This is a genomic window from Candidatus Falkowbacteria bacterium (assembly GCA_018674305.1).
Lineage (GTDB): Bacteria > Patescibacteriota > Patescibacteriia > UBA11705 > JABHMO01 > JABMRF01.
Genome location: JABHAL010000002.1, coordinates 36,042 through 61,928, shown reverse-complemented (window position 1 = coordinate 61,928; position 25,887 = coordinate 36,042). Strand labels below are relative to the sequence as shown.

26 protein-coding genes are annotated in these 25,887 nt (G+C 35.5%); 20 read left to right on the top strand and 6 right to left on the bottom strand.

Translation table 11 applies throughout. From position 1 onward, the window contains the following. The first annotated feature begins 6 nt into the window (after positions 1-6). From HN643_01005 to HN643_00960, 10 genes are all read left to right on the top strand, one after another. A complete protein-coding gene (locus HN643_01005) occupies positions 7-471 on the top strand; it encodes a hypothetical protein (protein MBT7500237.1) in 465 nt (154 codons plus the stop codon). Positions 472-968: 497 nt separating this feature from the next. Next, positions 969-1,217 (top strand): hypothetical protein, encoded by a 249-nt coding sequence (locus HN643_01000; protein ID MBT7500236.1) that lies wholly within the window; start codon positions 969-971, stop codon positions 1,215-1,217. Positions 1,218-1,239: 22 nt separating this feature from the next. Continuing rightward, the gene (gene dinB / locus HN643_00995; protein ID MBT7500235.1) at positions 1,240-2,424 is read left to right on the top strand and encodes a DNA polymerase IV; all 1,185 of its coding nucleotides are present in this window, start codon (positions 1,240-1,242) and stop codon (positions 2,422-2,424) included. A gap of 216 nt (positions 2,425-2,640) precedes the next feature. Continuing rightward, positions 2,641-3,615, top strand: a complete 975-nt coding sequence (locus HN643_00990) for a 4Fe-4S dicluster domain-containing protein (GenBank protein MBT7500234.1) — start codon at positions 2,641-2,643, stop codon at positions 3,613-3,615. Then, positions 3,612-4,409 carry an FAD/NAD(P)-binding protein gene (locus HN643_00985; GenBank protein MBT7500233.1) on the top strand — a complete coding sequence of 266 codons (798 nt, stop codon included), beginning with the start codon at positions 3,612-3,614 and terminating at the stop codon, positions 4,407-4,409. The genes HN643_00990 and HN643_00985 overlap by 4 nt, the downstream gene beginning before the upstream one ends. Positions 4,410-4,429: 20 nt before the next feature. Then, positions 4,430-4,903, top strand: a complete 474-nt coding sequence (locus HN643_00980) for a hypothetical protein (protein MBT7500232.1) — start codon at positions 4,430-4,432, stop codon at positions 4,901-4,903. 33 nt (positions 4,904-4,936) lie between these two features. After that, a complete protein-coding gene (locus tag HN643_00975) occupies positions 4,937-5,305 on the top strand; it encodes a four helix bundle protein (GenBank protein MBT7500231.1) in 369 nt (122 codons plus the stop codon). Positions 5,306-5,338: 33 nt separating this feature from the next. After that, positions 5,339-6,106: an NADH:ubiquinone oxidoreductase gene (locus HN643_00970; GenBank protein ID MBT7500230.1), complete on the top strand. Its 768-nt coding sequence runs from the start codon at positions 5,339-5,341 to the stop codon at positions 6,104-6,106. A 13-nt stretch (positions 6,107-6,119) separates the two neighbouring features. Next, positions 6,120-7,142 carry a pyridoxal-phosphate dependent enzyme gene (locus HN643_00965; protein MBT7500229.1) on the top strand — a complete coding sequence of 341 codons (1,023 nt, stop codon included), beginning with the start codon at positions 6,120-6,122 and terminating at the stop codon, positions 7,140-7,142. Further along, the gene (locus HN643_00960) at positions 7,139-8,416 is read left to right on the top strand and encodes a hypothetical protein (protein ID MBT7500228.1); all 1,278 of its coding nucleotides are present in this window, start codon (positions 7,139-7,141) and stop codon (positions 8,414-8,416) included. Before HN643_00965 ends, HN643_00960 begins: the two co-directional genes overlap by 4 nt. A gap of 60 nt (positions 8,417-8,476) precedes the next feature. Here the strand turns inward: HN643_00960 and HN643_00955 are convergent, their stop codons facing one another. From HN643_00955 to HN643_00935, 5 genes are all read right to left on the bottom strand, one after another. Next, positions 8,477-9,325, bottom strand: a complete 849-nt coding sequence (locus HN643_00955; protein ID MBT7500227.1) for a hypothetical protein — start codon at positions 9,323-9,325, stop codon at positions 8,477-8,479. 100 nt (positions 9,326-9,425) lie between these two features. Further along, a complete protein-coding gene (locus HN643_00950; protein MBT7500226.1) occupies positions 9,426-11,645 on the bottom strand; it encodes a hypothetical protein in 2,220 nt (739 codons plus the stop codon). A gap of 111 nt (positions 11,646-11,756) precedes the next feature. Further along, positions 11,757-13,577: a WD40 repeat domain-containing protein gene (locus HN643_00945; GenBank protein MBT7500225.1), complete on the bottom strand. Its 1,821-nt coding sequence runs from the start codon at positions 13,575-13,577 to the stop codon at positions 11,757-11,759. 115 nt (positions 13,578-13,692) lie between these two features. Next, entirely contained in the window at positions 13,693-14,124 is a 432-nt protein-coding gene (locus HN643_00940; GenBank protein MBT7500224.1) for a hypothetical protein, read from the bottom strand. A gap of 231 nt (positions 14,125-14,355) precedes the next feature. Continuing rightward, positions 14,356-15,126 (bottom strand): hypothetical protein, encoded by a 771-nt coding sequence (locus HN643_00935; GenBank protein ID MBT7500223.1) that lies wholly within the window; start codon positions 15,124-15,126, stop codon positions 14,356-14,358. A 133-nt stretch (positions 15,127-15,259) separates the two neighbouring features. Here HN643_00935 and HN643_00930 point away from each other — a divergent pair, with 133 nt between their 5' ends. The 7 genes from HN643_00930 to mutM all read left to right on the top strand — a co-directional run bounded on the left by HN643_00930 (position 15,260) and on the right by mutM (position 22,333). Further along, positions 15,260-15,514: a hypothetical protein gene (locus HN643_00930; GenBank protein ID MBT7500222.1), complete on the top strand. Its 255-nt coding sequence runs from the start codon at positions 15,260-15,262 to the stop codon at positions 15,512-15,514. Positions 15,515-15,523: 9 nt separating this feature from the next. Next, positions 15,524-16,681: a phosphoglycerate kinase gene (locus tag HN643_00925; GenBank protein MBT7500221.1), complete on the top strand. Its 1,158-nt coding sequence runs from the start codon at positions 15,524-15,526 to the stop codon at positions 16,679-16,681. 4 nt (positions 16,682-16,685) lie between these two features. Beyond that, complete coding sequence (gene eno, locus HN643_00920; protein ID MBT7500220.1) at positions 16,686-17,945, top strand: phosphopyruvate hydratase; 1,260 nt, start codon at positions 16,686-16,688, stop codon at positions 17,943-17,945. A 21-nt stretch (positions 17,946-17,966) separates the two neighbouring features. After that, the gene (locus tag HN643_00915; GenBank protein MBT7500219.1) at positions 17,967-18,212 is read left to right on the top strand and encodes a hypothetical protein; all 246 of its coding nucleotides are present in this window, start codon (positions 17,967-17,969) and stop codon (positions 18,210-18,212) included. Between the two features lie 9 nt (positions 18,213-18,221). Then, on the top strand, positions 18,222-19,766 hold the full coding sequence (locus tag HN643_00910; protein MBT7500218.1) for a 2,3-bisphosphoglycerate-independent phosphoglycerate mutase: 1,545 nt from the start codon (positions 18,222-18,224) through the stop codon (positions 19,764-19,766). A gap of 7 nt (positions 19,767-19,773) precedes the next feature. Continuing rightward, positions 19,774-21,357, top strand: a complete 1,584-nt coding sequence (locus HN643_00905; protein ID MBT7500217.1) for a 2,3-bisphosphoglycerate-independent phosphoglycerate mutase — start codon at positions 19,774-19,776, stop codon at positions 21,355-21,357. A gap of 106 nt (positions 21,358-21,463) precedes the next feature. Next, positions 21,464-22,333 carry a bifunctional DNA-formamidopyrimidine glycosylase/DNA-(apurinic or apyrimidinic site) lyase gene (mutM, locus tag HN643_00900; GenBank protein MBT7500216.1) on the top strand — a complete coding sequence of 290 codons (870 nt, stop codon included), beginning with the start codon at positions 21,464-21,466 and terminating at the stop codon, positions 22,331-22,333. 5 nt (positions 22,334-22,338) lie between these two features. Here the strand turns inward: mutM and HN643_00895 are convergent, their stop codons facing one another. Then, a complete protein-coding gene (locus tag HN643_00895) occupies positions 22,339-22,767 on the bottom strand; it encodes a divergent PAP2 family protein (protein ID MBT7500215.1) in 429 nt (142 codons plus the stop codon). Positions 22,768-22,861: 94 nt separating this feature from the next. On the opposite strand from HN643_00895, the gene uppP reads away from it, so the two are divergent. Genes uppP through mltG form a run of 3 tightly spaced genes read left to right on the top strand, consistent with a single transcriptional unit; the run spans position 22,862 to position 25,800 of the window. Next, entirely contained in the window at positions 22,862-23,677 is an 816-nt protein-coding gene (gene uppP, locus HN643_00890; GenBank protein ID MBT7500214.1) for an undecaprenyl-diphosphatase UppP, read from the top strand. Positions 23,678-23,718: 41 nt separating this feature from the next. Continuing rightward, a complete protein-coding gene (locus HN643_00885) occupies positions 23,719-24,801 on the top strand; it encodes a mannose-1-phosphate guanylyltransferase (protein MBT7500213.1) in 1,083 nt (360 codons plus the stop codon). A 3-nt stretch (positions 24,802-24,804) separates the two neighbouring features. Beyond that, positions 24,805-25,800 carry an endolytic transglycosylase MltG gene (gene mltG, locus HN643_00880; GenBank protein MBT7500212.1) on the top strand — a complete coding sequence of 332 codons (996 nt, stop codon included), beginning with the start codon at positions 24,805-24,807 and terminating at the stop codon, positions 25,798-25,800. The last annotated feature ends 87 nt before the right edge of the window (positions 25,801-25,887 follow it).

Here is a 25,887-nt window from a genome sequence, read left to right as displayed (position 1 = left end):
TATTTTATGTGTGCAGGAATTTCATTTTATATTGATAAGATTAACCCTGTAGAGCTAGAACAATTTTTTACGAGCAAAGAGTTTGAAAAACAGCGCAAGGGCAGGTTAGTGCAATCATTCTTTTGGCAAGATAAACCATTTTTACCAGTAGAAGAAGATGATGGAGTGAAGCTATATCATTGGGGTAATCGAGATAGTCTGTTGAAGCTACCGAAGACAGGTTGGGCTAAGCAAGAATCACTTCAAGATGGCCGTTGGGACTGGCTAGCACCAAAGGTGGTGACTGTTCCTAGTGTAATGGGCTATGAAAAGAAAAAATGGTTCAAAACTCCGGAAGGGCTGAAAGCAATAAAAGTTCGTCACCACAACATTACGCGAGTGTACATGATGACAACTAAGGCAAGCAGTGTTTTTATGGAATATACTGGACATGATCGTATGCCAATTGGTAAAGTAATTTATTTAAAATAATAAGTCATAAGGAGAGAGGGTTAGATATTTTATAAGCATGGGATATTTAACTCTCCTCCACCTTTCAAAAATATGCATAAAAGAAAAATGAAAAAAGCTTATCGTACAGTAGTTGCCCTGTGGCAGGATTTAACAATTAATGTTTAATCGAGTACTATTATAAACTAATGATTCAAGGTTTAAATTTGGAGAACAAATTGTAATTGAATTTTGTTGCCCTATCTAGCCTTGTTTAGCCCTATTATTTTTATGACACCAACCTACATCCCTTTAACTCCAGAATTAATTATTAAGATTAATCTTTAAACTTGGTTAGTCTTTGGCAGTGGAGCCTTATTGCCGTGTCTAGCTTTGTTTAGCCTTATTATTTGTATGAATACTGAAGATATCAAGAAATCAATTTTAAAATTTCTAAAGAGATTGTCGGAATAAAAAAATACTACCTGATTTTCCTTTTAAAACTTGGTGAAGTTTATCGGGTAGTTTAGAATGATGATATGTTAGAACAAATCAATCAACAAATCGAAGTTTTAGTTGCTTTTATGCGGGATCGGGTGATGCCGCTTTCTTTTTCTTGGAATAATAAAAAACATTCAATAAATAAAGTGAATTTGGTTAATAGCGAAAGAATCGGCCGGGACAAGGTTTATTATTATTCAGTAAGTTCGAACGGGAATTATTTCAAATTGTGTTTCAATACAGAAAGTAATAAATGGTTATTATCAGAAGCATACTATGATAATTGAGAGAACAATTTTTCACATAGACATGGATTCGTTTTTTGCCACCATTGAACAGCAAGCCCGGCCATACCTTCGCGGTAGGCCGATCGTTGTTTCTGGCAAGGAAGGTTCGCGGAGCGTAATTGTAGCTTCATCTGTGGAGGCTAAGAAGTTGGGGATCAAAACGGGCATGTTGCCATTTGAGGCTAAGGCTCTTTGTAAGGCTCTTATTTTTGTAGAACCAGATGGATTAAAGTACGAAAACGCTTCTAGGAAAATGATAGAAATATTCAAGCAGTATACTGAAAAAGTAGAGGTTTTTAGTATTGATGAAGCCTTTTTGGATATGACTGGTTATTGCAAAGATGCTGAACAAATAAGTTGTTCAGCTAGGAGAATCAAAGCCCAAATTAAGGCCGAGTTAGGGGAGTGGGTTACTTGTTCAGTAGGTGTTGCGAAAAATAAATTATTGGCTAAATTAGCCTCAGGATTAGACAAGCCAGATGGTTTGTTTTTTATTAATGATCAAAATAAAGAGGCAGTTTTGAGCAATATTGAATTAGATGATTTTTGTGGTATTGGTAGGCGGATAAAAAAGCATTTGAGTGATTTAGGTGTTGATACTGTTAGCAAGCTTAGAGAATATCCAAAGGCGGAACTATGCAGGATTTTCGGTCCTTTTTATGGTGAGAAACTTCAGAACATGTCGTGGGGTGAAGATAACGAGCCAGTCACCTCTTATTTACAACAAGCAGAAGCAAAATCTGTTGGCCGGTCATATACTTTAGCTAAGAACACATTTGATAAAACTGAGATACTCACTGTATTACTGCATCTATGTGAAAAGACCGGCCGTGAACTGCGTCGTAATAATTTGGCTGGTAAGACAATAGTTGTTTATTGGAGGTATGCTGATTTTACTCACGGTGGAGTACGTAAAACTTTTCCAGGTTATTTGAATGATAGTTTTCGGTTTTATGAACTTGGAAAAAAGAAGATTTCAAATTTCAAATTTCCCAATGCTGTACGTTTACTTGGAATTCATGTTAGTAATTTAGTAAAAGATTACCAACAGTTGCCGTTATTCTCAAAAGATCGTCAACAAAAAAAACTTTTACCATATCTTGATGAAATTAATGATCGCTATGGGGAATTAACTATTAAACCTGCATTTTTATTGAAACTCAATCGCTTGCGTAATAAAGTTGGTGGATTTCGCTTGCAGGATTAGTTGTGTTATAATTTAACTATAAAAATAAAGTATTATTATGAAATGTGACAAATGTAAATGCGCTCCTTGCAAGTGTAAATCTAAATGTACCAGCTGTGGTTGTAAGACCTGTAAGTGTAAATAGTCATAGTTGAAAGGACGAGCCTACCTGCTGTAAGCAGGTTAATCACAGCTCGTTCTTTTGTTTAGGTGAAAATTTTGTTATAATCCTATTATATGAAAAAGTCTGAATTTGATAAATTTGTAGCAAAATTGCTAGAAAAGGGTTTCGTTTATTCTCCAGTTAAAGATGGAGAAATGGTTTTAGTTAAACAAATTTTTAAACCGGGGGATATGGACTGGTCTGGTGACATACCATTGAATTCATTCAAGTCAATTGTTTTGCCAGCTAAACAAGATATGGCGACATATTCCAAGGACGTAGCTAAAGTTATTAATGAAAAAATAAAGCCTATTTTTATTCTTGGATTAAATATTTTAGATTTACGAGCCTTGGCTTTATTTGAACAGGTTTTTGCTAAAGATTATTATTTTCAAAAGCGTCGACAATCCTTACATTATATTGGTTTAACTAATGGCATTGAGGATGATTTACGTAAATACAAAGTGTTTAATAAAAAATATGAAGAAGATGTGTTAGAGCATCTTATTTTTGATGTTTTTGTTGAAAGACAGAAGAGTGGTAATTTGATTTTGTTTTCCGGCTCGGAAAAAGGTCAACAGCTTCTGGAAAAAAGTAAAATTGAAGACTACGAAAATATTGAATTTGCTGGATTTATACCTGAGCATGGTCCCAATCCTTTGATTGAACAAAAAAAGCTAGCAATATTGAACAATCCTGACCACCCACTATGGGATAAATTAGCTAAAATTTGTCTTAGTTGCGGGAAGTGCTCAATCCATTGTCCAACCTGTTTTTGCTTTGACCAGAAGGATAAGGTTGAATTTGATCAAGTCGTGAAAACACGACAATGGACAACCTGTTTTTATCCAAAGTTTTCTGAAATAACGGGTGGTAATAAAGAATTGGATTCAGTAAAAAAGAAATTATATTTTTGGTATTATCATAAATTTGTACGCATTCCTGATGAGTTCGATTACTATGGTTGTGTTAGTTGTATGCGTTGTTACAAAACTTGCCCAGTTGAAATTAATATTGCTGAGAATTTGCAAGAATTGAAAAAAGTATGAAAAATCAATATGCCCTACAACCAGCAAAGGTTATTAAAGTAGTTAAAGAAAATTCAATTACCAATACTTTTTATTTTAGTTTGGACAAGCAAAATGAATTAAAATTTTTGGCAGGGCAGTTTATGCAAATTGGCTTACCAGGTTTTGGTGAATGCCCTATTTCAATTTCTTCGAGCCCAAAGTTGTCAGATAAACATTTTTGTTTAACAATTCGTAGTGTTGGAGAATTAACTGCTAAATTAAATAACCTGAAGGTTGGCGATAAAGCTTTTGTGCGTGGACCTTTTGGTAACGGATTTCCTGAGGTTACTAAAAATTTAATTCTGATCGGTGGTGGTTGTGGTTTTATTCCATTGCGAAGCGTGTTCGAAGAAAATCGCAATCGTAAAGATATTAAGCTTCAAGTGTTGGTTGGTTGTTCGACACAGGAATCACTAGTATTCAAAAGAGAGTATTCAAAAATAAAAAACAAACATGATTTTGGATTGATTTTGGAAAATGAAACTATTCCCGGGTTTGCTAAACAAAAAGGATTTGTTACGGACTTAATAAAGAAAAAGAAGTTATTGAAGAATTCGTTAGTGTTTGTCTGTGGGCCAGCGATAATGTACAAGTTCGTTGTGAAAGAACTTTTGGCCAAAAAGGTTGAGCCAGCTAATATGTATTTTTCATTGGAAAAAAGAATGCATTGCGGAGTAGGAGTGTGTCAGCATTGTGCTATTGGGTCCAAGTATATTTGCAAAGATGGTCCTGTGTTTAATTATGAATTTTTAAGAAGTGTAAATTATTTTTAATGAGTGAATAGATAAAAAATATGCCAACAATTTTCAAAGACAAGGTTCAAACTTATCATTTAATTACTGCGATTCTGGTAATCACCTGTTTGATTTTTCTTATAATTCTAATGTCGCAGTACACAGATAAACCAATTGCTTTGGACAACGCTTCAAAAACTGTATTAGCAATTATTTTATTGTTGAATGTTTTCATTTTGGCGTCTTTTCGAGAGTTAAACATCAAGGTAAGTGATACGCATTTAATCTTCGGGTTTATGAAATTCCGCAAGCGTATTTTAATAAGTAAAATAAAAAAAATAGAATTTAGTGAGTATAAGTTTCAAAATTATTTAGGTTACGGTATTCGATTTGGTCGTGACAAAACAGTTGGTTATGTGCCTCGGGGAGGTAAAGGTTTAGTTATTACAGTTGCTGGCCAAAGACGACCATACTTTTTTGTAACCAATCGACCTGAAGAATTAAAGGCAATTTTGGAACAACGTAAAAAGTAACCAGTAAAGTGTAAAGGGTAATAAGGGACTGTTATGAATAAAATAAATAATTATTACGATTTAAAGGCTTGGCAACGTGCATATAAATTTACTTTAAAAGTTTATGAGGTGACATCGGATTTTCCTGCTGAAGAAAAATTTGGACTTATAAGTCAAATCCGAAGAGCTTCAATATCGATCACCGCCAACATTGCTGAAGGATTTTCTCGCTATTATTTCAAAGATAAGATTCGATTTTATTATCAAGCGAGGGGTTCGTTGTCAGAAGTGCAAAGTTTTTTACTTGTTTCAAGAGGTCTTAATATATTAGAAAGCAGTTTTTGTGAAGAGTTAGTAAATCATGCAGATGAGGTGAAAAGACTTATAAATGGTTTGATAAAATCAATTCAAAAACAGTTGTGATTACTTTTTACCTTTTACATTTTACTTATTACTATGAATAACAAAATAAAAGTAGGAATATTCCCATTGACCGGCTGTGAAGGTTGCTGTGTTGCGATTTTAGATTTACCAAATAAGTTACTTGAATTGAATGAAAAAATTGAAATAGTAAATTTTCGTTTATTTGAAGAGGACGAACACTCACCAGATGAAAAGTACGATATTGTTTTTGTTGAAGGTAGCCCTTTGACCACGCGAGATATCAAACAGTTAAAGTTGGTTAGGAAAAATTCAAAGTATGTCATCTCAATTGGTAGTTGCGCACATATGGGTGGAATTTATCATTTAAAAATGTATCAAGATAAAAACAAAATTCATGATTATGTTTATCAAGGTGAAAAGGGAATTGAGAATTTGGATGTCAAGCCACTAAGTGCATACGTTAAGGTGGATTTTTCTATCCCAGGATGTCCAATAACAGGAGAAGAATTTTATGATTTTGTATACCAGCTATTAATTGGCAAAGAACCAGCTATTACTCAAAATCCAGTTTGTTATGAGTGCCAAGTGAGGGGACAAAAGTGTGTTTTGCAATATGGTGAGGTCTGTATGGGGCCAATTACGCAAGGCGGATGTGATGCTATTTGTACAAAATCAATGCAAGGCTGTTGGGGTTGTCGTGGTTTAGTTGAAGATGCGGAAGTAGATAATTTAATCAAAAAATTAAAAGAAAAATATTCAGATAAAGAAATCTCTAAATTTTTTGAAGTTTTTGGCGTTAAAGAGTTAGTTTGGAAGAAAAGAAATAAACTTAGAAAATAATTAGAAATTATTTATGGCATTAACCAAGCAAGAAGAAAAAATATTAAAGTCAATTGTAATTGCATCGGAAAATAATCCAGAAAAGCCCGAATTTCCAGTTGATGATCCGAAGTTTCCCGCTACTCCAACTTACAAAATAAAAGTACCTGGATTTAATAATGTTTGGTTGAAGGATGAAAGTCATAATCCAACGGGGACGCATAAAGATAGAATGGCTTGGGAAATGGTAGTGACTTATCGTGATTTCTTGTTGTCAAAAAAAGGGGGACAAATAAGTAAATTACCCGATGTTTCAATAATCTCATCAGGTTCAGCAGCGATTGCCATTCAGGTGCAATTGAAAAAGTATAAATTACCTAATTTGCGAGTACTAGTTGATAATCACATTGATGATGAAATTCTGAAATTTTTGTATAAAACTGGTTGCAAGATATTTAAAACTGATTTAAGTGAAAAAGCGTTTTCTTGGAATGAAATTTTGCGATTAACAAAAAATAAAAATGGTTTCGATATTACGTCAAGTGAAGCACTTGATCCGACAACTAGATATTATGACTGGTTAAGTTATGAAATTATTAACAGTTCTCCTGACTATTGTTTTGTTCCGTTTGGGTCGGGACATTTATTTGAAAATATTTTAAATATTAATAAACGGGAGGTTGTGACAAGTCATCATGACCCAAGGTTTAGGGGTAGAGTGAATAAATTGAGAGCTTGTAATTTTTTTGGGTCGACCACTAACAATCCGAAGACTAAGGCTAATAAATTGTTTTCCCCTCATTTGCCCTTTGTTAATTATGATGAGCAGTGGATTAAACTTTATCGCTATGCTGGTTATTGTGGTTCGAAATCGGATGTTTATAACGTTAAAGAACAATTTATTGATGAGGCCTTGAGAGTTGCTGCGTGCCAACAAATAGATTGTGAGGCCTCTGGTATTGCTGGGTTGGCGTTGATGCTTCAATTGAAAAACAAATTACCGAAAGATAAAAAAATGTTAATTGTTAATACAGGTAAAATAAAATATCCTTTATGAAAACTATTAAAATAAATCACATCGCCAAAACTGAAGGCCACCTGAGTTTCGTTGGGGCTTTGCTTGGTAATGATTTTGCTCAAGCTCGCGTGGACACAGAAGAGGGAGCTCGTTTGATCGAAGGAATATTATTAAATAGAAAATATTACGAAGCTCCGATTGTAACTTCGCGGATTTGTGGTGTATGCCCGATTGTGCATAATTTAACTTCAATTAAGGCCGTTGAGGCAGCTTTTAGTGTCAGGGTAACTCCGGAAATAATATTGCTTCGTAAGATCCTAGAAAATGCGCAAATAATTCATAGTCATGCAGTACATGCTTTCTTTTTCTCGTTTCCTGATATCGTAGGTGTTAGTAATAATTTTGCTTTGATAAATAAGTATACCAAAGAGTCAAAAATTGCTCTTCAAGTTCGTGATTGGGGAGTGCAGTTAGCGCGAGTTGTTGGAGGTCGAACCGTTCATCCGATTAATAGTGTAGTTGGTGGATTTAATGTTGAGCCAGACTTTGTTGAACTTAAAGAATTAATGCAAAAACAAAAGCAAGTTCTATTACAAGCTAGGCAAATTCATGATGTGGTTTTGAAATATAAATTACCAAAGTTTCAAAGACCAACAAATTATGTTTCTTTGAAAAATAAAAATGAATATGCAGTTTATGATGGGAGCATTTATTTCTCAGATAATGATAGTTATGATAAAGTCGAGGATTTCCTAAGTGACGTGCAAGAAACTGTTTTACCATATGAAAAAGTTAAACGCTCACATCATATGAAAGAAACGTTCATGGTTGGCGCTCTTGCTCGAGTGAACAATAATTATGCTCAGCTGAACAAAGAGGCAAAAGCTTCTTGGAATAAGCTAAAAGTGAACTTGCCGTGTTATAATTCATTCTATAATATAGTAGCCCAGACAACTGAGATTATTAATTCAATTGAGGAGATAAATAAACTTTTTGTCCAATATGAGAAACTGCGAGCAAAACCGAAGTTTATGAAAAACCTAAAAGTTGATTTCATAGTTAAGGCTGGTAAGGGTTATGCTGTGATGGAGGCACCTCGTGGGATCTTGTATCATGAATATGAATTTAACAAGGTGGGCGAAATTATTCATTGCAATGTAATTACACCAACCGCTATGTTTTTGGCTAATTTGGAAAAAGATCTTGAGAAATATTTGCCGCAAATTAAAAAGTTGTCAGATAAGAAGAGAGATTCGTTAATAAAAACTTTGATTCGGGCATACGATCCATGTATCAGTTGCGCGACGCATTAAATTTTAATTACCAAGTATAAAAAAGACCCTCCGTGTTACGGTGGGCCTTGTGTTTGTGATTTACTGTTTTAGTTGCTTTTTTCTCTCGATATAGAGATCGCGAAGTTCTTCCATAGCGCTATCGTTTCCGCTGTTGGCAGATGAAAGCGCTTTTGGGTCACCCTGGCTGATGGGCTTTGAGTCTGGCAAATTAACTCTTTCAATATCCCAATTATCTTGAGGATAAAGAACGATTTTTACAATTTCTGGCGTGATGGGCTGCAGTACTGTGTTGAAGTGTGGATGTCTACCAGGGGAGTCAAACATGTCAATTACGCCATCTGGAAATTCATAGTACCAATACATAGGTGTTCCATCAACAGAGAAGAAACGTAGGTTTTTGTTTGGACGGACCTTATTGGAGATCCTTGGTTCACTTTCTGAAACATTCATTGAGGTGATGATTTTTTTAATTTCACCAAGGTCTGTGATGACGGGATTGCCAGTCTCGGGATGGAATTTCCATTCACAAGAAATTTCTTCATAACCGTTTAAGCCTGCAGCATAGCATTTATTTGCTTTTCCTGTAATGGGGTCAAATGAGCGATCTGCCTCAATGGAGTACATAAAGGCGCACGTGGTGAGATAGGCGATACCCGCCATGACCATGCCGATAGTTCGTCTTTTCCTATTCCAGGAGAAAAGCATCCCAATGCCGATTACCCCGACGACTGCCGGAACAAAGGCGATTATACTTGCTAGCCAGTGATTCATTCCAGCAGAGGATTGCAAGGCGTCGGAAATCCACGGATAGATCATGAGAAAAGCAAATACAGTGCCAAAACGAATTAAGGCCATGAAAATCAGAATTGCAAGTGCGATACAGATAATACCTAGGATAAGTCTGGAGAATTTTAATCTTTTCGTCATCACGACCTCCTTCTGTTAAAGATCAACCTTTCATACTAGTTTTATACATTTTAATGGTTTTGTCAAGTAAAAACCCACCTTGTCGAAGGTGGGTTTATTGTCAAATATTGCTTACATTGAAAACATGAAGGAGTCCCTTGTCTCCAATTGCGAGGTACTTGCCGTTTGGGCTCCATGAAAGTCTGACAGAATCTGAGATATCTGACTCCATAACCAAGACGGCCTTTGTTTGTTGGTCCCTAATATCCATGACAAAGAGAGTATTGTACGAACCTGCTTTTTCATTAAGAGCTGTTTCGTGCTGAGGAGAATTTTTATTGATAACAAGATGAGGTTTTTTAGTGGACCAAGTGTTTACATTATAGCCATAAAAGCCAATCGCACCATCTACGAGCTTTTTCTCGTAAATTGATCCACTTTTCGCATTTACTGTAAAAATTGTGCCAGACGACAAAGCAATAACTGCTGTTTTGCCGTCTTTTAGCCACCAAAGATCTCTTGGTTCGTCACCTTTAAACCAGTGGAGTTTATTTCCAGAAGTTGTGTCCCAAATGGAGAAGCTACTTTCTCCGTTTTGTGGCGACTCTGATGAAATTAGATGCCCGCTCGTGTAGGCGAGTTTATGAATGTCAATCTCTCCTGGGCAAAAAGAATAATAAAGAGACTCGTCATCATCTCGACAAAACTTAAACTCTTTTAGAATTGTTCTGTCAGAAAGACTGACTTGGATTATTCTTTTTGAGCTTGCAGCAAAGACAGAGGAGTTGTTTACTGGGGTTATCGCGTCAGCTGTGAATGATTGAGTTTTCTTGGTTTTCGTATTGATAATGTAAATGTGAAAATTTCTACTGTACCCAGCGGATGCTTTAAGGACAATATAATCACCAAACCAACCAAGGAAACTAGCGGCTTGGGAGCATTCGACTTCCACCCTCCAGAGCTCTTTATCATTTGTTAACGAGTAAATTGCAATCTTGGCGTTTCCTCTTTCCAGTGCACAAGAATGTGAATAATAGATTGCAATTTTGGTTTTGCTTTGAGACCAGATCATGTCGGTTATATAGTCGCTGTTATCGTAATTAGATTCAAGCTCATAAGTTGTGCTTTGAGGAACACCCTTAATAGTCATTTTTGATGAGGTGGTGATAGCCACTGCTTTGCTATCATTTGACCAACGGATGTAACCTGCACCATCACCCCCAGGTCTGTAATATGCAATAGAAGTCCAGATAGTGGGTTTGATAATTTTGATGTTAGCAATCGCTGCTGCTGTTTTTTGCTTACTAGCAAGTTCAGCAGCTTTTTCTCGGGCACGATTTTCAGCTTCGCGTTTCTTATACTCAATTTGTTTTACTACTTCATCAGCTATGCGGTTTTCTTCGGCTGTTATTTGCTGTCTGGCAATTTTTGCTTGGCGTGTAGCCTCGGCGATTGCTTGTAGTCTGGCAGTCCTCTCTTGACTAGCAGCCTCTTCATCGGCTTGTTTCCTAGCAATTAACGCTTGGCGACGAGCTTCAGCATTAAGGGCTGCACGAGCCTGGGTATCTGCTAACGCTTTTTCTTTTGCTAGTTTTACCTGACGCTCTCGTTCTAACCGGTCAGCTTCAGCTTTTTTTTTACGCTCAATTTCCTTTTTTTCTCGCTCACGTTCCTCTTTACGAATATGTTTTTCGTAAATCTCATCAAGAGGAGTAAGCACAGTTTCCTTGTCTGTGATAACAAGATCTCTGGCTGTCGGTTGGATTCTATTAATTACAAGGTCAAGTTCATCAAGTAGTTTGTCGATTTCATCTTCAGGCATGGTGCTAAACATGGTGATGTCTAGATCAAGTAGTTTTTCAGTTCCTTCTGCGTCGACAATTGCCAGTTTTGTTTTTACTTTTTCCCTATTAGTAATTCCCCAGTAGGCCTCAGCTTTTTGAATTGCCTCGAGATTATGCTTGATTGAATTACTTGAAATTGCCTGATTGTATTCAACCAAGTTTCTACGGTTACGTTCTTGTTTGATTTCTTGAACAAAAATAGAAATTTTGTCTTTGTATGTAATAAGTGCGCCAGCCAAGGTTCTTTCTTTTCTTTCGAGTTTTCTGCGAAGATGCTTTACATGTTCAAGCTTTTCTTCGGAAATTTCTTTTTTTGACTTTGGTGGAGCTTCTTTTTCTTGTGAGAGGGGAGCTGGTTCAGTATTGGAGTTAGGGGAGTTTTTTTCAGCGACTTCAGGACGAGTTGACTTATTTTTCTTGGCCTTTTTGTCTTTGTTACAAGAACAAGCAAAAATGATAATAATAACAGTAATAATTGTCTTTAGCCATCTGGACATTTGGGCCTCCTTGTCATTTTGTTGTAAAAGTTCATAATCATTGTATCTTACTAATATTTTACGTTATTGTCAATAATAAAACCAGCACGGTGTGGTGCTGGTTTGTGTTATCTACTCATCTTCAAAATACTCATTGTATAGTTTTTCTAATGGTATTTTTTGTGTGTCATTTTCTTTAATCACGAGTTCCTGGGCGTTTGGTTGAATTTTTGTGATAACCAAGTCCAATTGAGCAATCATCTGGTCCAATTTGTTCTCGTCTAAGCTGTCCAGAATTTTTGCATCAAGCTCCAGTTGTAATTGAGTGCCTTCAGACTCCACTAAACTTTTGCTAGTAGTTAAAAGCTCATGTTTAATAAAGTCCATGTAGGCCAAAGCTTTTTGCATCGCTACAAGATAATTGTTTATCCGGTCATTCTTGACCGCTTCTTTATAGCTTGCAATATTGTTGTGTAGTTTCAAGTCAGTGATTGTTGATTTGTATCTGTCTACGTCAGTTTGGAAGGATCGAAGATCATCTGATAGTGATTCTTCCTTTTTTTGTAATTGTTTTATGAGAGAGCGAACAGTGGTTAATTTTTTTACTGTTTCTTCTTTGATTGTCAGCTGATGTTCTGTATTATTGGAAGTTCTCTTTTTGTTGGCGACGATGATTCTATAAGAAGAGTCAATCTCCCAAATTTCTACAAAGCCTTCGTCGTCATTCACTTCAGTCGCCAGGGCGAATTGATTGAATTCCGGATTCCAGGCAAAATCATTAATTTTTTCTGAACTTTCATGAAAAGTTAGATTCGAATTCAGGTTGTCCCAAAAATAAATTTTATTTTTGGTAATGACTGCTAAAATATTGCCATCTTTGTTCCAGGCAATATCATTACTCATAATATCCAGTGTTTTTTGGAGTTCCAATTTTTCATTGAACAGTAAAATATTGTTCATGAATTGAACTGCCAGAACATCACCTGATACATTCCATTTTAGGGTCACTGCTTCACTGCCAGAGTGATTGTAGGTGTAAAGCTGTTTACCTGAGAAACAACTATCCCAAAGACTTAGAATGTTGTCAGAACTTAAAACTGTTATTTTCTTAGTTCCGGGTTGCCACTCTGCAGCCATAATTTTGTAATCATGACTGCATTGTTTTATGGAACAATGAGGCCCCTTCCCGTCGTCGGCTTGATTGAAAATCTTTAACAGATTTCCTTTTGTGGACAAGAAAATTGTCATTGCGCCGAGGTGTGTATTTCCTTCTTTTGTTTCTTCTGTTTTTCGCACAGAATAACTTTTTACTTCATGAAAAAAGTGATTTTTCGAACTAGACTCTATGAAAGTCTCCATCCCTGCACGACTGCTGGAGGAAAAGAAGTATGTCCCATCAAAGTAGATTATTTTTGAATCGAGAGCGTGGGTGACATATACCTTGAGGTCAGCTGAGATTGTTTGAGCGGAGCCACTTGCTATTTCTTTTAAGTAATGTTTTAGTCTAAGGTCGTAGACTTTTGACAAGAATCTCACATCGTAATCGTTCTCGTGTTTTTTCTTGCAGTCATTGCAACGTTCATAGTCAGAGTAACGACATTCGCGCTGACAGCTATATTTAGAAATTTCGTGATCAATAAAGGCTAAGTAACTACCATCAGTACTGAATTTTATGTCGGTGAGTTGCTTGCCATCATGAACAAATTGTCGAGTTTTGTTTTCAGTGTTCCAGATGAAAGCTGTGTCTCGGTAGTGTCTAGATGCAATTAGTTTTCCATCAGGATGCCAGTCAATTCCATAAACTGCTTGTGTGTGCTTGAATTTAGCAAGTAGTTTAGCGGAGCTGTTGGGTTTTGAATCTATGACTTCATTTGGCTGTTCATTTTTACTGCAGGTCACCGAGAAGAAAATAATAACAAGTAGGAGAACTATTGTATTCAAGTAATGTTTCATTAAGGCCTCCTCAATGGGTTGTTGTCAAAGTCCAATTAGGTTATTTTCCCTTATTTTTTATGATTTGTCAATGAAAAAACCAGCACGGTGTGGTGCTGGTTTTGATGAGTTGTTTTCAAAGTTCATTGAAAAGTTTTTCTAGTGGCGTTTTGGGTGTGTTTTCATCATTTAATACCAGGTTATCTGCTGTAGGCTGGATTTTGTCAATCACTAAATTCAATTGCTTAAGTGTTTCTTCCAGGTCGGCATTTTCTATGCTTTCAAGCATTTCAATGTCAAGCTCAAGTTGCATCTGAATACCATATAATTCAATGGCGGCTTGTTCAGTTTTTTTATCTTCTTCCTTAAGTATTTTTAAATATGCTTCAACTTTTTGGTAGGCTGTTAGATGGATCATTAAAGGCTTGTTGTTTTCTGCCTCAGCATAAGACGAAATTCCACGTTTGGATTTAATCCCTTTGATGGCTTTTTTGAATTCAGTTTTTTTGTCTTTGAACTTTTTTATTGTGTTGTCAATGTTGACATGCTTCTCATGTAGTTTTTCCATTAAGGAAATTACAGTTTCATATTTTTCCTTAGTTTCCTTTTTTGCATCTCTTTTGTTGCAGGTGGGTAAACAAAGAAGAAATATTAATGTAAAAAAACATATTGTATGATGTCGCATGTTTCCCCCTTGTTTTGTTGTTAAAGTTCAATTAGGTTATTTTCCCTTATTTCTAGTTATTTGTCAATGTTTTCTGAATTTAAAAACTCGACAATAAGATTGTCGAGTCCACGTCTACTTCTGAATAAAATATTTATTCCAAGTGCTTTTGAGATCTGAGGAACCTCTGTTGTAATCATTGATTACGTATTCCTCTGCTACAGGCTTGATTTTTGTGATGACATTATCAAGCTTTTTAATCAAATCGTCCATTTCTTCTTGATCTGTCGCTTTTAGCATTGTTAGATCAAGGTCAAGATTAGCCCGTATTCCTTGAAGCTCAACACCCGCTCTGGCAACTGCTCTTTTCTCAGCAGTCACGATTTCGAGATAAGCTTGTGCTTTGGCAATTATCTTGAGTTTGGTGTTGCTTTCTTGATTCCTTACTGCATCATTGAAGCTCCTGATTTGCCCACGTCTAATGTTACTCTGAATTGTCCCAACATTGCTAGCGATTGTTGCTTTGAATTCTGTTTCAGCAACTCCCAGTTTAGTTATTTTTTCGGACAATTTTTCTTGCAGTTCTACTACTTCCTTTCTCTTTTGCTTATACTCAGAAGCAATTTTGGAATCACCGGTGAGGATGTGACCGTTGCCAGATATTTGAATGATTAAAAGGACAATCATAAAAATAATCACAACTGGAGCAACAAAGAACATCAATACTAACTGGACTTTCATCTTATCATCATCTTTTTCTTTTTCTCTTTTTTTTCTTTCTTTTTCTTTCTCTTGTAGAGCATTATTCGCCTTAATGTGATCTATATACCGTTGGCGATTTCTTTCTTGCTCAACACTGAACCCCTCTCTGCGTGCTCGGCTTTCATCTGCACTTGTCCAGACCATAACCTCCTCCTATATAAAGCATTTCTGCTTGTTAACGTTCATTTTTATTAATATAACAATAAAGACCTCTTTTGTCAATAAAGTAATTTTAATTACAATAAATATTATGCTATAATTAATATATCAAAAAATTATGCATGATCTTCATGTAGCGGACAAAATCCACAAGCTTGTGCTGGAACAAGCGAAAAAAAATAACCTCAAGCAGGTTAAGAAGATTTTGATTGATTTGGGTTCAGTGATCGAACATGGTGCAGATATTAGTTCTGAAAATTTAGAGTTCAATTTACAGATGTTGAGTAGAAATACAGTTGCCGAGGGCGCAAAAGTTAAAATTAACAAAGTTGACGGTAGCTCCTGGGAATTGATTTCGATTGCAGGGGATTAAAATAAAAAAATGAAATTAAAATCAATTAAAAACAAAGTTCGGCGAATGCCGGAGGAGGATTTGAAAAATAAACGAATTGTCCTTCGTGTAGATTTTAATGTCCCAATAATTAAAGGCAAGGTCCAGGATGATTTTAAGATTGAGAGAGCTTTACCTACTATTAAATATTTAATAAAGCAAAAATGTAAAATAGTTTTGATCTCTCATTTTGGAAGACCTGAAGGTCGACGTGTGAAAAGTCTAAGTTTGGAGCCAGTTTACAAGGTTTTGAAAAAGCAGTTAAAAGGTGTTGATGTCAAATTCAAGTCTGGGACTGCCACAGTGTTGTTACTTGAAAATGTTCGCTACGATAAAAGAGAAGATGAAAATAACTTAGTGCTTGCGAAGGAATTGGCAAAACTTGGTGATGTTTTTGTAAACGAGGCGTTTGCTGTTAGTCATCGCAAAACTGCTTCTACTGTTGGAATCACTAAGTTTTTACCAAGTTACGCGGGATTGAATTTTGAGAATGAAGTAAAGTATTTAAGTAAGGCATTGAATCCGAAAAAGCCGGCAGTTGCTTTGATTGGCGGAGCAAAAGTAAAAACAAAGTTTGATGTAGTAGAAAACTTTCTAAAAACTTATTCGAAAGTTATGGTGGCCGGAGGTGTGGCAAATACATTTTTGTTAGCGAAAGGTTTCAAAATTGGAGATTCTTTGGTTGAAGTGTCAAAAATATCAAAAGCAAAAAAAATGTTGAATTCAAGAAAAATATTATTACCAAAAGATGTTATTATTTCTGATAAATCAATGCGAAAAATTGTTGTCAAGAAAATCGGAAAAGATAAGAATTTATGCAATAGAAATGAAATGATTTTAGATATTGGACCTGAAACAATTAAATTATTTTCAAAACATATTCGTGAAGCCAGAACTATTGTGTGGGGCGGTCCAATGGGCTTGCTGGAAAATAAAAAATTTAGTCATGGCACTATAGCATTAGCTAAATTAATTGGTGCACGGTCATCGGGAAAAAATATTGGTATTGCTGGAGGTGGCGAAACAACCTTGGCAATTGAAATGTCAGGAATGGGTCGGTATTATGACTTCATTTCTACTGGCGGTGGGGCCATGTTAGAGTTTTTAGCTGGAAAAAATTTACCAGGTGTTAAATCATTATTAAAATAATATTATGAAAATCAAAAAAGTTTTTGCTCGTGAAATTTTGGACTCTCGTGGTAATCCAACTGTGTTAGCACAGGTAGAATTAACTAACGGGATAAAAGCTAGGGCCTTTGTCCCATCCGGAGCTTCTACTGGAATTCATGAAGCATTAGAATTAAGAGATGGTGACAAAAAAAGATACAACGGGAAGGGCGTATTAAAAGCTGTTAACAATGTAAATAGAAAAATCGCACCTAAGTTAAAAGGTATCAATGTTACTCTACAGAAAAAGATTGATCAGTTGATGCTTGATCTTGATGGTACACCGAACAAAGCAAAACTTGGTGCTAATGCAATTTTAGCTGTCTCTTTAGCGTGCGCTCGAGCAGGCGCTAGAGCAAAGAAAAAACCACTTTATCGTTATATTCGAGAAACTTACAAGCTGAAAGAAAAGGGATGGAAGATGCCATTGCCAACCATGAATATTATCAACGGCGGAAAACATGCTGATAATTCAGTCACAGTTCAGGAGTTTATGGTTGTGCCAAAGGCGCCTTCTTTTGCAAAGCGAGTTCGAATTGGTGCAGAAGTTTTCCATTCTCTTAAAAAGTTATTAAAAGACGCAGGTTACCAAACGTTGGTTGGTGATGAAGGTGGGTTCGCGCCTAATTTAAAATCAAATGAAGAGGCTTTTGAATTTATTATAAAAGCAATTAAAAAAGCAGGATATAAACCTGGAAAGGATGCGTTTCTAGCATCTGATTTGGCCTTGTCTGAATATTATGATAAAAAATCCGGAAATTATTCATTGAATGATAAATCCGGAAAGAAAAAAGTTTCAGCAGATGAAGTTATAAAAACTCTTGATAAATGGTTGAAAAAATATCCAATAATCTCACTTGAAGATCCATTAGATGAGGATGATTGGATTAACTGGATGAAAGCAACTGGTTTTATTGGTTCTCAAGTAACTTTAATTGGCGATGATTTGTTTGTTACAAATGTTGAACGTCTGCAAAAGGGGATAGATATGGGAGTTGGTAATGGGATTTTAATCAAGCTAAATCAGATTGGTAGTTTAACAGAGACCATTAATGCAATTTACTTAGCAAAAAAACATAAGTATAAAGTTAGCATTTCACATCGATCAGGTGAAACTTGTGATACCTTTATTGCTGATTTGGCAGTTGCGGTTAATGCAGATTTTATCAAAACCGGATCTTTGTCTCGCAGTGAGCGAGTGGCTAAGTATAATCGTTTAATGTCGATTGAATTAGACTTAAAATAATTAATAAGTTCCAAAAAAAATATGAATACAGAGATGGAAATACCAAGAACAGTTGAAGGAAAAGAGGGAGTTACTTTAGATGTTTTAGTTGAAAAAGCTAAAGCCTTGGTGATGGAAAAAATGACGATGTTAAAAGAAGCTTTGAGAGCATCAGAAAGTGCCAGACACAGGGCGATTGATGAACTAAAAAAGACGAATCCGGAAGCTGCTGAACAAATTGAAGAAGATTTTATTAATACCATCAGTGGTTTTGATTCACAAATGTAAGATTATTCTATGGGACCTGTAGTATTATTAATTCTAGATGGATGGGGAATTGCACCAAAAAGCAAAGGCAATGCAATTGAGTTGGCGAAAAAGCCAAACTTTGATTTGCTTTGGAAAAAGTATCCGCATACAGAATTAAAAGCTCATGGTCTTAATGTTGGTTTACCAAAACATTATGTTGGGAATTCTGAGGCTGGGCATATTAATATAGGCGCAGGAAGAGTTGTCAAAGACGACGCAGTTGAGATTTCCGAAGACATTTTGAATGGACGATTTAAGAAAAATTCAGCTTTAAATCAAACAATTGAAGTAGTCAAAAAAAATAAATCAGCCTTGCACTTGATGGGAATGGTTTCAGATGGAGAAAGTCCACATTCATCTTTGGATCATTTGTATTCTTTGGTTGATTTAGCTTACAGTAAAGGGCTTCGGAAAATATATTTACACTTGTTTACGGATGGGCGTGATGCGCCGCAGTTTCATGCTTTGAAAATTGTTGATGAAGTATTGAAAAATGTTTACGGTAAAGCTGTAATTGTTAGTTTGATTGGTAGGTTTTATGCTATGGATCGAGGTAAAAACTGGAAACGAACTCAAAAAGCTTACGACTGCATGACTATTGGAAAAGGAGCATTTTTTAATGATTATCGTGATGCGATCGTACATGCTTATAATCAAAAGCAAACGGATGAGTTTATCGAGCCGTGTGTTATTGGTAAAGACAAAAAGCAGACAGAAAAGACTAGAATAAAAGAAAAAGATGGAGTGATATTTTTCAATGCGCGTTCTGATCGCTCCAGGCAGTTGAGCAAATGTTTTGTTCAACATGATTTTAATAGAATGAATAAAGGTGCTTTTCGTCGATCTAAAGTATACAAAGGGTTGGAGTTTTGTGCTTTAACTGATTTTGGCCCAGATTTAGATCATATTTTAACTGCCTATCCTGCTGCTGAATTAAATGCAACTTTGCCAATAATTTTGGATGACAAAAAACAGCTTTATATTGCAGAAACAGAAAAATATGCCCATGTTACTTACTTTATGAATGGAGGTTCAGCTGATCCGGTAAACGGTGAAGCAAGGCTTAAAATTAATTCACCTCGAGTGAAAAGTTATGCACTTAAACCTGAAATGAGTGTTTACAAAATAACTAACAAAGTAAAACAATTTATTGAAAGAAAAAAATTCGATTTCTTTGCAATTAATTTTGCTAATCCAGACATGATAGGTCATACGGGTAATTTGAAGGCAGTCGTGGAGGCAGTCAACCATGTAGATAAATGTATTGGTGAATTGACTAAGCTAGTATTAAAAAATAAAGGTGTTATAATTATAACTGCTGACCATGGTAATGCTGAAAAAATGATTGATTTAAAAACAAATGAGATTTGGACTGGGCATACTACTAATCCAGTCCCGTTTGTTCTAGTTTCTGATGAACACAAGGGGGTTAAATTAAGAAAAGGTATTCTAGGTGATATTGCGCCAACAGTATATGATTTATATAATCAAGAAAATATTTCAAAAAAAATAAAAAAATCTCTAATAAAATAAACAAAATATGCAAAAAATACCTAAACCAGTTGTACTTATAATTCTTGATGGTTGGGGAATTGCTCCAGCGTCAGAAGGTAATGGTGTGACTTTGGCCAAAACACCTAATTTTGATAAATTAGTAGCAAATTATCCTGCTATGACTTTGTTAGCTTCAGGTGAGGCTGTGGGGTTATCCTGGGGTGAAATGGGGAATTCGGAAGTTGGTCATTTGAATTTAGGTGTAGGGAAGATTTTTTATCAAAACTTACCTAGGATTAGCAAGGCAATTGAGGATGAGACAATCTTTGAAAATGAAACTCTCAAGAAGGCAATTGCTCATGTACAAAAACATAATTCAAAATTGCATCTTGTGGGGTTGATGAGTGAAGGTAAGGTTCATGGTATGAACAGTCATTGTTATGGTCTTTTGGAATTAGCCAAGAAAAATAAAGTTAAAGAAGTGTATGTACATGCATTTTTAGATGGCCGTGATTCACCATATAATAGTGGTGAAGGATTCATTCAAGAACTTGAGGAAAAATTCAAGGAAATTGGTGTTGGCGTAGTGGCTTCTCTGCATGGACGTATGTTTGCTATGGATCGTGATAATCGTTGGGAAAGGATAGAAAAAACATATCGAGCAATGGTCGAAGGAAAAAGTGAAGAGTATTACAAAAATCCAGTAAAAGCAGTTCAGGGTTCTTATAAGCATAAAGTTTATGATGAAGAGTTTGAGCCAGTTGTAATTGGTAAAGATGGAAGGCCAACTTCTGTAGTTGAAAAAAACGATGCGGTGATATATTTCAATTATCGAGCTGATCGTGCTAGGCAGTTGACTAAAGCTTTTGTTATGGATGATTTTGATAAGTTTCAGAGAAGTGAAAAAATTGCAAATTTGTTTTTTGCTACAATGACAGAATATGAGGAGGGCCTACCAGTAGAAGTTATTTTTCCAAAAGAAGAAATCAAGATGTCACTACCAAAAATTTTAAGTCAAAAAGGGTACAAACAGTTGCATATTGCGGAAACTGAAAAGTATGCCCATGTTACTTTTTTCTTTAGTGGTGGAACGGAGGATCCATACGAAGGCGAAGACAGAATTGTAATTCCTTCTCCAAAGGTGGCAACATATTCAGAAAAGCCGGAAATGTCAGCCAAGAAAGTTACTGATGATTTGATGAAAGAGATTATGAGTGAGAAACATGATTTTATTGTGGTTAATTATGCCAATCCTGACATGGTTAGTCACACTGGTGAAATTAAGCCAACAGTTCAATCAATTGAGTATACTGATAAATTGTTGGGCGATGTTGTGAATTTAATTTTATCAAAAGGCGGGCAGGCAATGATAGTTGCAGACCACGGTAATGCTGAAGAGTTAGTGAACTTACAAACAGGTGAAAAAGACAAGGAGCATAGTACTAATCCTGTGCCGTGTCTAGTGATTGGCAAACAATTTGAAGGAAAAACAATCGAGGATGTTCAGTTGGTAGGCAATGATTTAAGTTTAGTTCAGCCGATTGGTCTTTTGTCTGATGTTGCACCAACGATTTTAAAAATGATGAATATTGATATTCCTGATGAAATGTCAGGGCGGTCGTTAATTTAGGCTTTAAGTTTATGAAATATTAAACAGAGATTAGACAGATATTTAACCAATATTGTAATAATATTTGCGTAATATTGGTGCAATATTTGTGCGATATTTGTGTTCTATGCCAGAATTGCCAGAAGTTGAAACAATTCGTCTGGGTTTAGTTTCTAAAGTTTTAAATAAAAAAATTAAAAGAGTTTGGATTGAATCCAGTTTTAAAAATAAAATTTCCCCAAATGCCGGGAAGTTTATTAAATTATTGAAAGATGAGAAAATTAAAGATATCGAAAGAAAGGGAAAGTTGTTGATTTTTAAAATAACAAGCGACGATTTTATACTAGTTCATTTGATAATGACTGGGCAATTAGTTTACCAGTCGAGTAAGGGTAGTCTGGTGGCAGGTGGGCATCCTATTCAAAATCAAGAAGTTTTGCCAAATAAATTTACGCGAGTACAGTTTGACTTTATTGATGGTTCGCGACTATATTTTAATGATGTAAGAAAATTTGGTTATTTGAAATTAGTTGATAAACTTGAAATGGAACAAGCAAAAGCACGGTATGGGGTTGAACCAATTGATAAAGATTATACTTTTGAATATTTTAATAAAGTCTTGAGTAAACGCCCAAACCAAATGATTAAAGTACTGCTTCTTGAACAAAAGGACATTTCAGGCTTAGGTAATATTTACGTTGATGAAACTTGTTTCGCCGCAGGCGTTAAACCACAAAGACGGATAAAAACCTTGAGCAAGGTTGAAAGAAAAAAAATATTTATTAATACAACAAAAATTTTACAAAAAGCTATAAAATATCAAGGAACTTCGTTTAGCAATTATCTGAATAGTGAAGGACAACTTGGAGGATTTCAAAAGTTTTTGAAAGTTTACGGTAGAGTTGGAAAACCTTGTTTGATGTGTGAGAACTCTGAGTTGAGAAGAATAAAAATAGCCGGACGTACGTCCAGCTATTGTCCTGAATGTCAGAAATAAGGAAGCTAAAAAATTAGAATATATAAAACTACAATCAATACCCCAGTTAAGGCACCGAAAAATAGTTCAAGTGGAGTGTGGCCAAGTCTTTCTTTTAAGTGGTTGAACTTGGCGCCTTCGGCTGACTTAAGGCCATGAACTAAAAGATTTAGTTCTTGTGCGTGTCGACCTAATACCATTCTAAAGCCACCTGCGTCGCGAATTACAATTACTGCTAGAATTAAAGCTAATGCGGCAGCAGCACTATCCCAGCCTTCGAAATGGCCGGTGATAGCAAATAATGCTGTGACTAGGGCTGCGTGAGATGAGGGCATCCCACCATAACTGTTCAAGTCTTTCCAGGAAAATTTGTCTTGAATTCCGTTGATAATTAATTTAATAAGTTGAGCAATAATTGCCGCCATTAGCGGCACAATAATAAGTTGATAGTTCATACGAGCGAGACAAGCGAGACAAGTGAAACAAGCGTTACAAGTTTTTTGATCAAACTCGTCTTGCTCGTCTTACATGTCTTGCTGATAGTATAATATGTTATATTTTTACTCTTTAATTTTAGGAATAGTTCAAGGGATAACTGAGTTTATTCCAGTTTCCAGTTCTGGGCATTTGGTGATTCTTCACGATTTGTTAAAATTTAATCTTCAAGATAGTTTGGCGTTTGATGTGGCTTTGCATTTGGGGACATTGTTGGCAGTGGTGATTTACTTTCGAGTTGAATTACTGAAGTATATAGTAGCAGTTTTGGAGCTATTTATTCCGAATCGCCAGGTTAATAAAAAGGATTTAAGCGAAGTTGGCCTTTTGATTTATGGCACAATCCCGGCAGCCATAATTGGTTTTCTTTTTGAAGAGCAGATTAAAAATGTTTTTCGGAATTCCTGGACAGTTGTTATTACGTTAGTGTTAGTTTCAGTACTGTTTTTTGCAGCTGAAAGATTTTCTAGACAGAAAAAGAATTTTTCGGAAATTGGATTTTGGCAGGCATTTTATATCGGTTGTGCCCAGGCCTTGGCTCTAATTCCTGGCGTTTCTCGTTCTGGTATAACTATTGTAGCAGGAATGAGTACAAAAATGAAGCGTTATGAAGCCGCTCGATTTTCCTTCCTTTTGAGTGTGCCTGTGGTTTTAGGCGCGGGTTTATTTAAGTTTTTGGATATAGAATGGGGCGAACTACCGCCAGTTGAAATGGCTTTGTTTATTATTGGCTTTTTGAGTTCATTTGTTGTCGGTTATATAGTAATAAAGTTTTTGATGAAATTCTTGCAGAAGAACAAGCTAAATGTGTTTGCTTGGTATAGATTAGGGTTAGCATTATTGTTGTTAATTTGGCTATTAGTTAAATAAAAACTTGATTTTTTCTTAAATTTACAGTAAATTTTATATATATGAAAATAGTCATTTTGGCTGGAGGTGGAGGAACCCGACTTTGGCCGCTTAGTCGACAAAATAAACCCAAGCAGTTCAGTCGTCTTGTAGGCGACAAAACTTTGTATGAAACAACCATTGACCGGTTTCGTAATGATTTTGATGTCAATGATATTTATGTTTGTTTAAATGATAAGCTGTTGAGCCAAGCAAAAAGTTTGGTTCCAGATATTCCAGAACAAAACTACATTATTGAACCAGAAAAAAGGGATACTGCTGCTGCTATGGGCTTTGTGGCCGCAAAGTTGTCAATTGAATTTCCGGATGAACCAATTGCTTTTATTCCTTCAGATCATTATATTAGTTATACTACTAAATTTATTAGGATGATTAAACGGGCGGATCAGTTGATTCGTGATACTGGAAAAATGTTGGACATTGCTGTTTGGCCAACTTTCCCTAGCACAGTTCTTGGTTATACCCGAATTGGTAAAAAAGTTGAGGCTAATAATGGGATTGAGGTTTATGAATTCAAAGGACATGTTGAAAAGCCAGAATTTGAGGTGGCAAAAGAATATTTAGCAGCTGGAGATTATTTATGGCATGCTAATTATTACATGTGGACACCAAGAAAAATTTTACAGGCTTTTGAGAAATATTGTCCAGGACATTATTTATACTTAGAACAAATGGTAGAAGCTTTTAAGCAAAATGATTTAGGTAAAGTTAATTTGGCTTTTTCACAAATGGAAAAAACTTCTTTTGACTATGCTATAACTGAAAAGATTGATGTTAAAGATGTTTTGATTATTAAGGGTGATTTTGGTTGGAGTGATGTTGGTGCTTTTGATGTGTTACATGAATCTCAGAAATCTAAAAGTGACAAAAATGGTAATGTGATAAATGGTAATTATATCAGTCAAGATAGTGCAAACTGTTTGATTTATAGCAAGAGTGATAAACTAATTGTGGGCATTGAAATCGAGGACTTAGTTGTAGTTGACACAGAGGATGTGCTGATGATCTGTCCCAAAGGAAAAGCTCAAAAGGTAAAAAAGGTTGTGGAAAAACTTAAAGAAAATAACATGAATAAATATTTATAATATATGAGAAAAGTTGTTGGTGTAATTGTCGTCATATTCTTAATTTTTATAATTTATTTTTATCAGCAGGTTAATACTACACATGATAATGCTTTTGGAGAAAGGCAGTTTATTATTGAAAAAGGGCAGGGTGTTGAAGCTATTGCAGACAATTTACAGTCCCAAGGTTTTATTAAGAGCCCATTTTGGTTCAAGGTCTATGTAGCCTCTTCGGGCAAAAGATCTGAGTTTGTTGACGGTACTTTTGAGCTACGTACAGACCTTAGCTTGAAAGAAATTGCGAATTTTTTAACTGAAACAATGGGTGCCGCAAAAGAAACTGAATTTACGTTACTGGAAGGATGGAGTGTGGAACAAATGGACGAGTCTCTGGCAAGTGAAGGTTTAATTAAAGCCGGTGAGTTAATTGAATATAGTGATAAATTTAATGACAAAAGTTTTTTCTTTTTGATTGATAAGCCAAGGTCCGCTGACTTACAAGGATATTTATATCCTGATACTTATCGAGTGTATCAAAATAGTTCTGTGGGTAAGATTGCTGAAAAAATGTTGAGTAACTTTGACTCAAAATTAACTGATGAAATACGAAAAGAAATAAAAAGACAGGGCAAGACTGTTTTTGAAGTTGTGACTTTGGCAAGTATAGTTGAGAAAGAAATGTTTGGTTATAAGAACCGGCAAGTGGTTGCTGATATTTTTAATAAGCGATTGGAGATTGGTATGGCCTTGCAGTCCGATGCTACTGTAAATTTTGTAACTGACAAGGGGATTGCTGCTCCGAGTTTAGTGGATACTCAGGTTGATAGTTTGTATAACACATACAAATATCCAGGATTGCCACCAGGTCCAATCTGTAATCCTAGTATTGAAGCAATTAAGGCGGTGGTGTATCCTGAAAAAACTAATTATTGGTATTTTTTGAATACTCCTGAAGGCGATATAATTTACAGTAAAAATCACGATGAACATGTAACTAATAAATATAAATATTTAAAGTAAAGAGTAAAGTGTAAATAGTAACTGGTTTAAATATATCACTCACTACCTGCCTGTCATTAGGCGGGCTCATCACTTACTACTCATAAT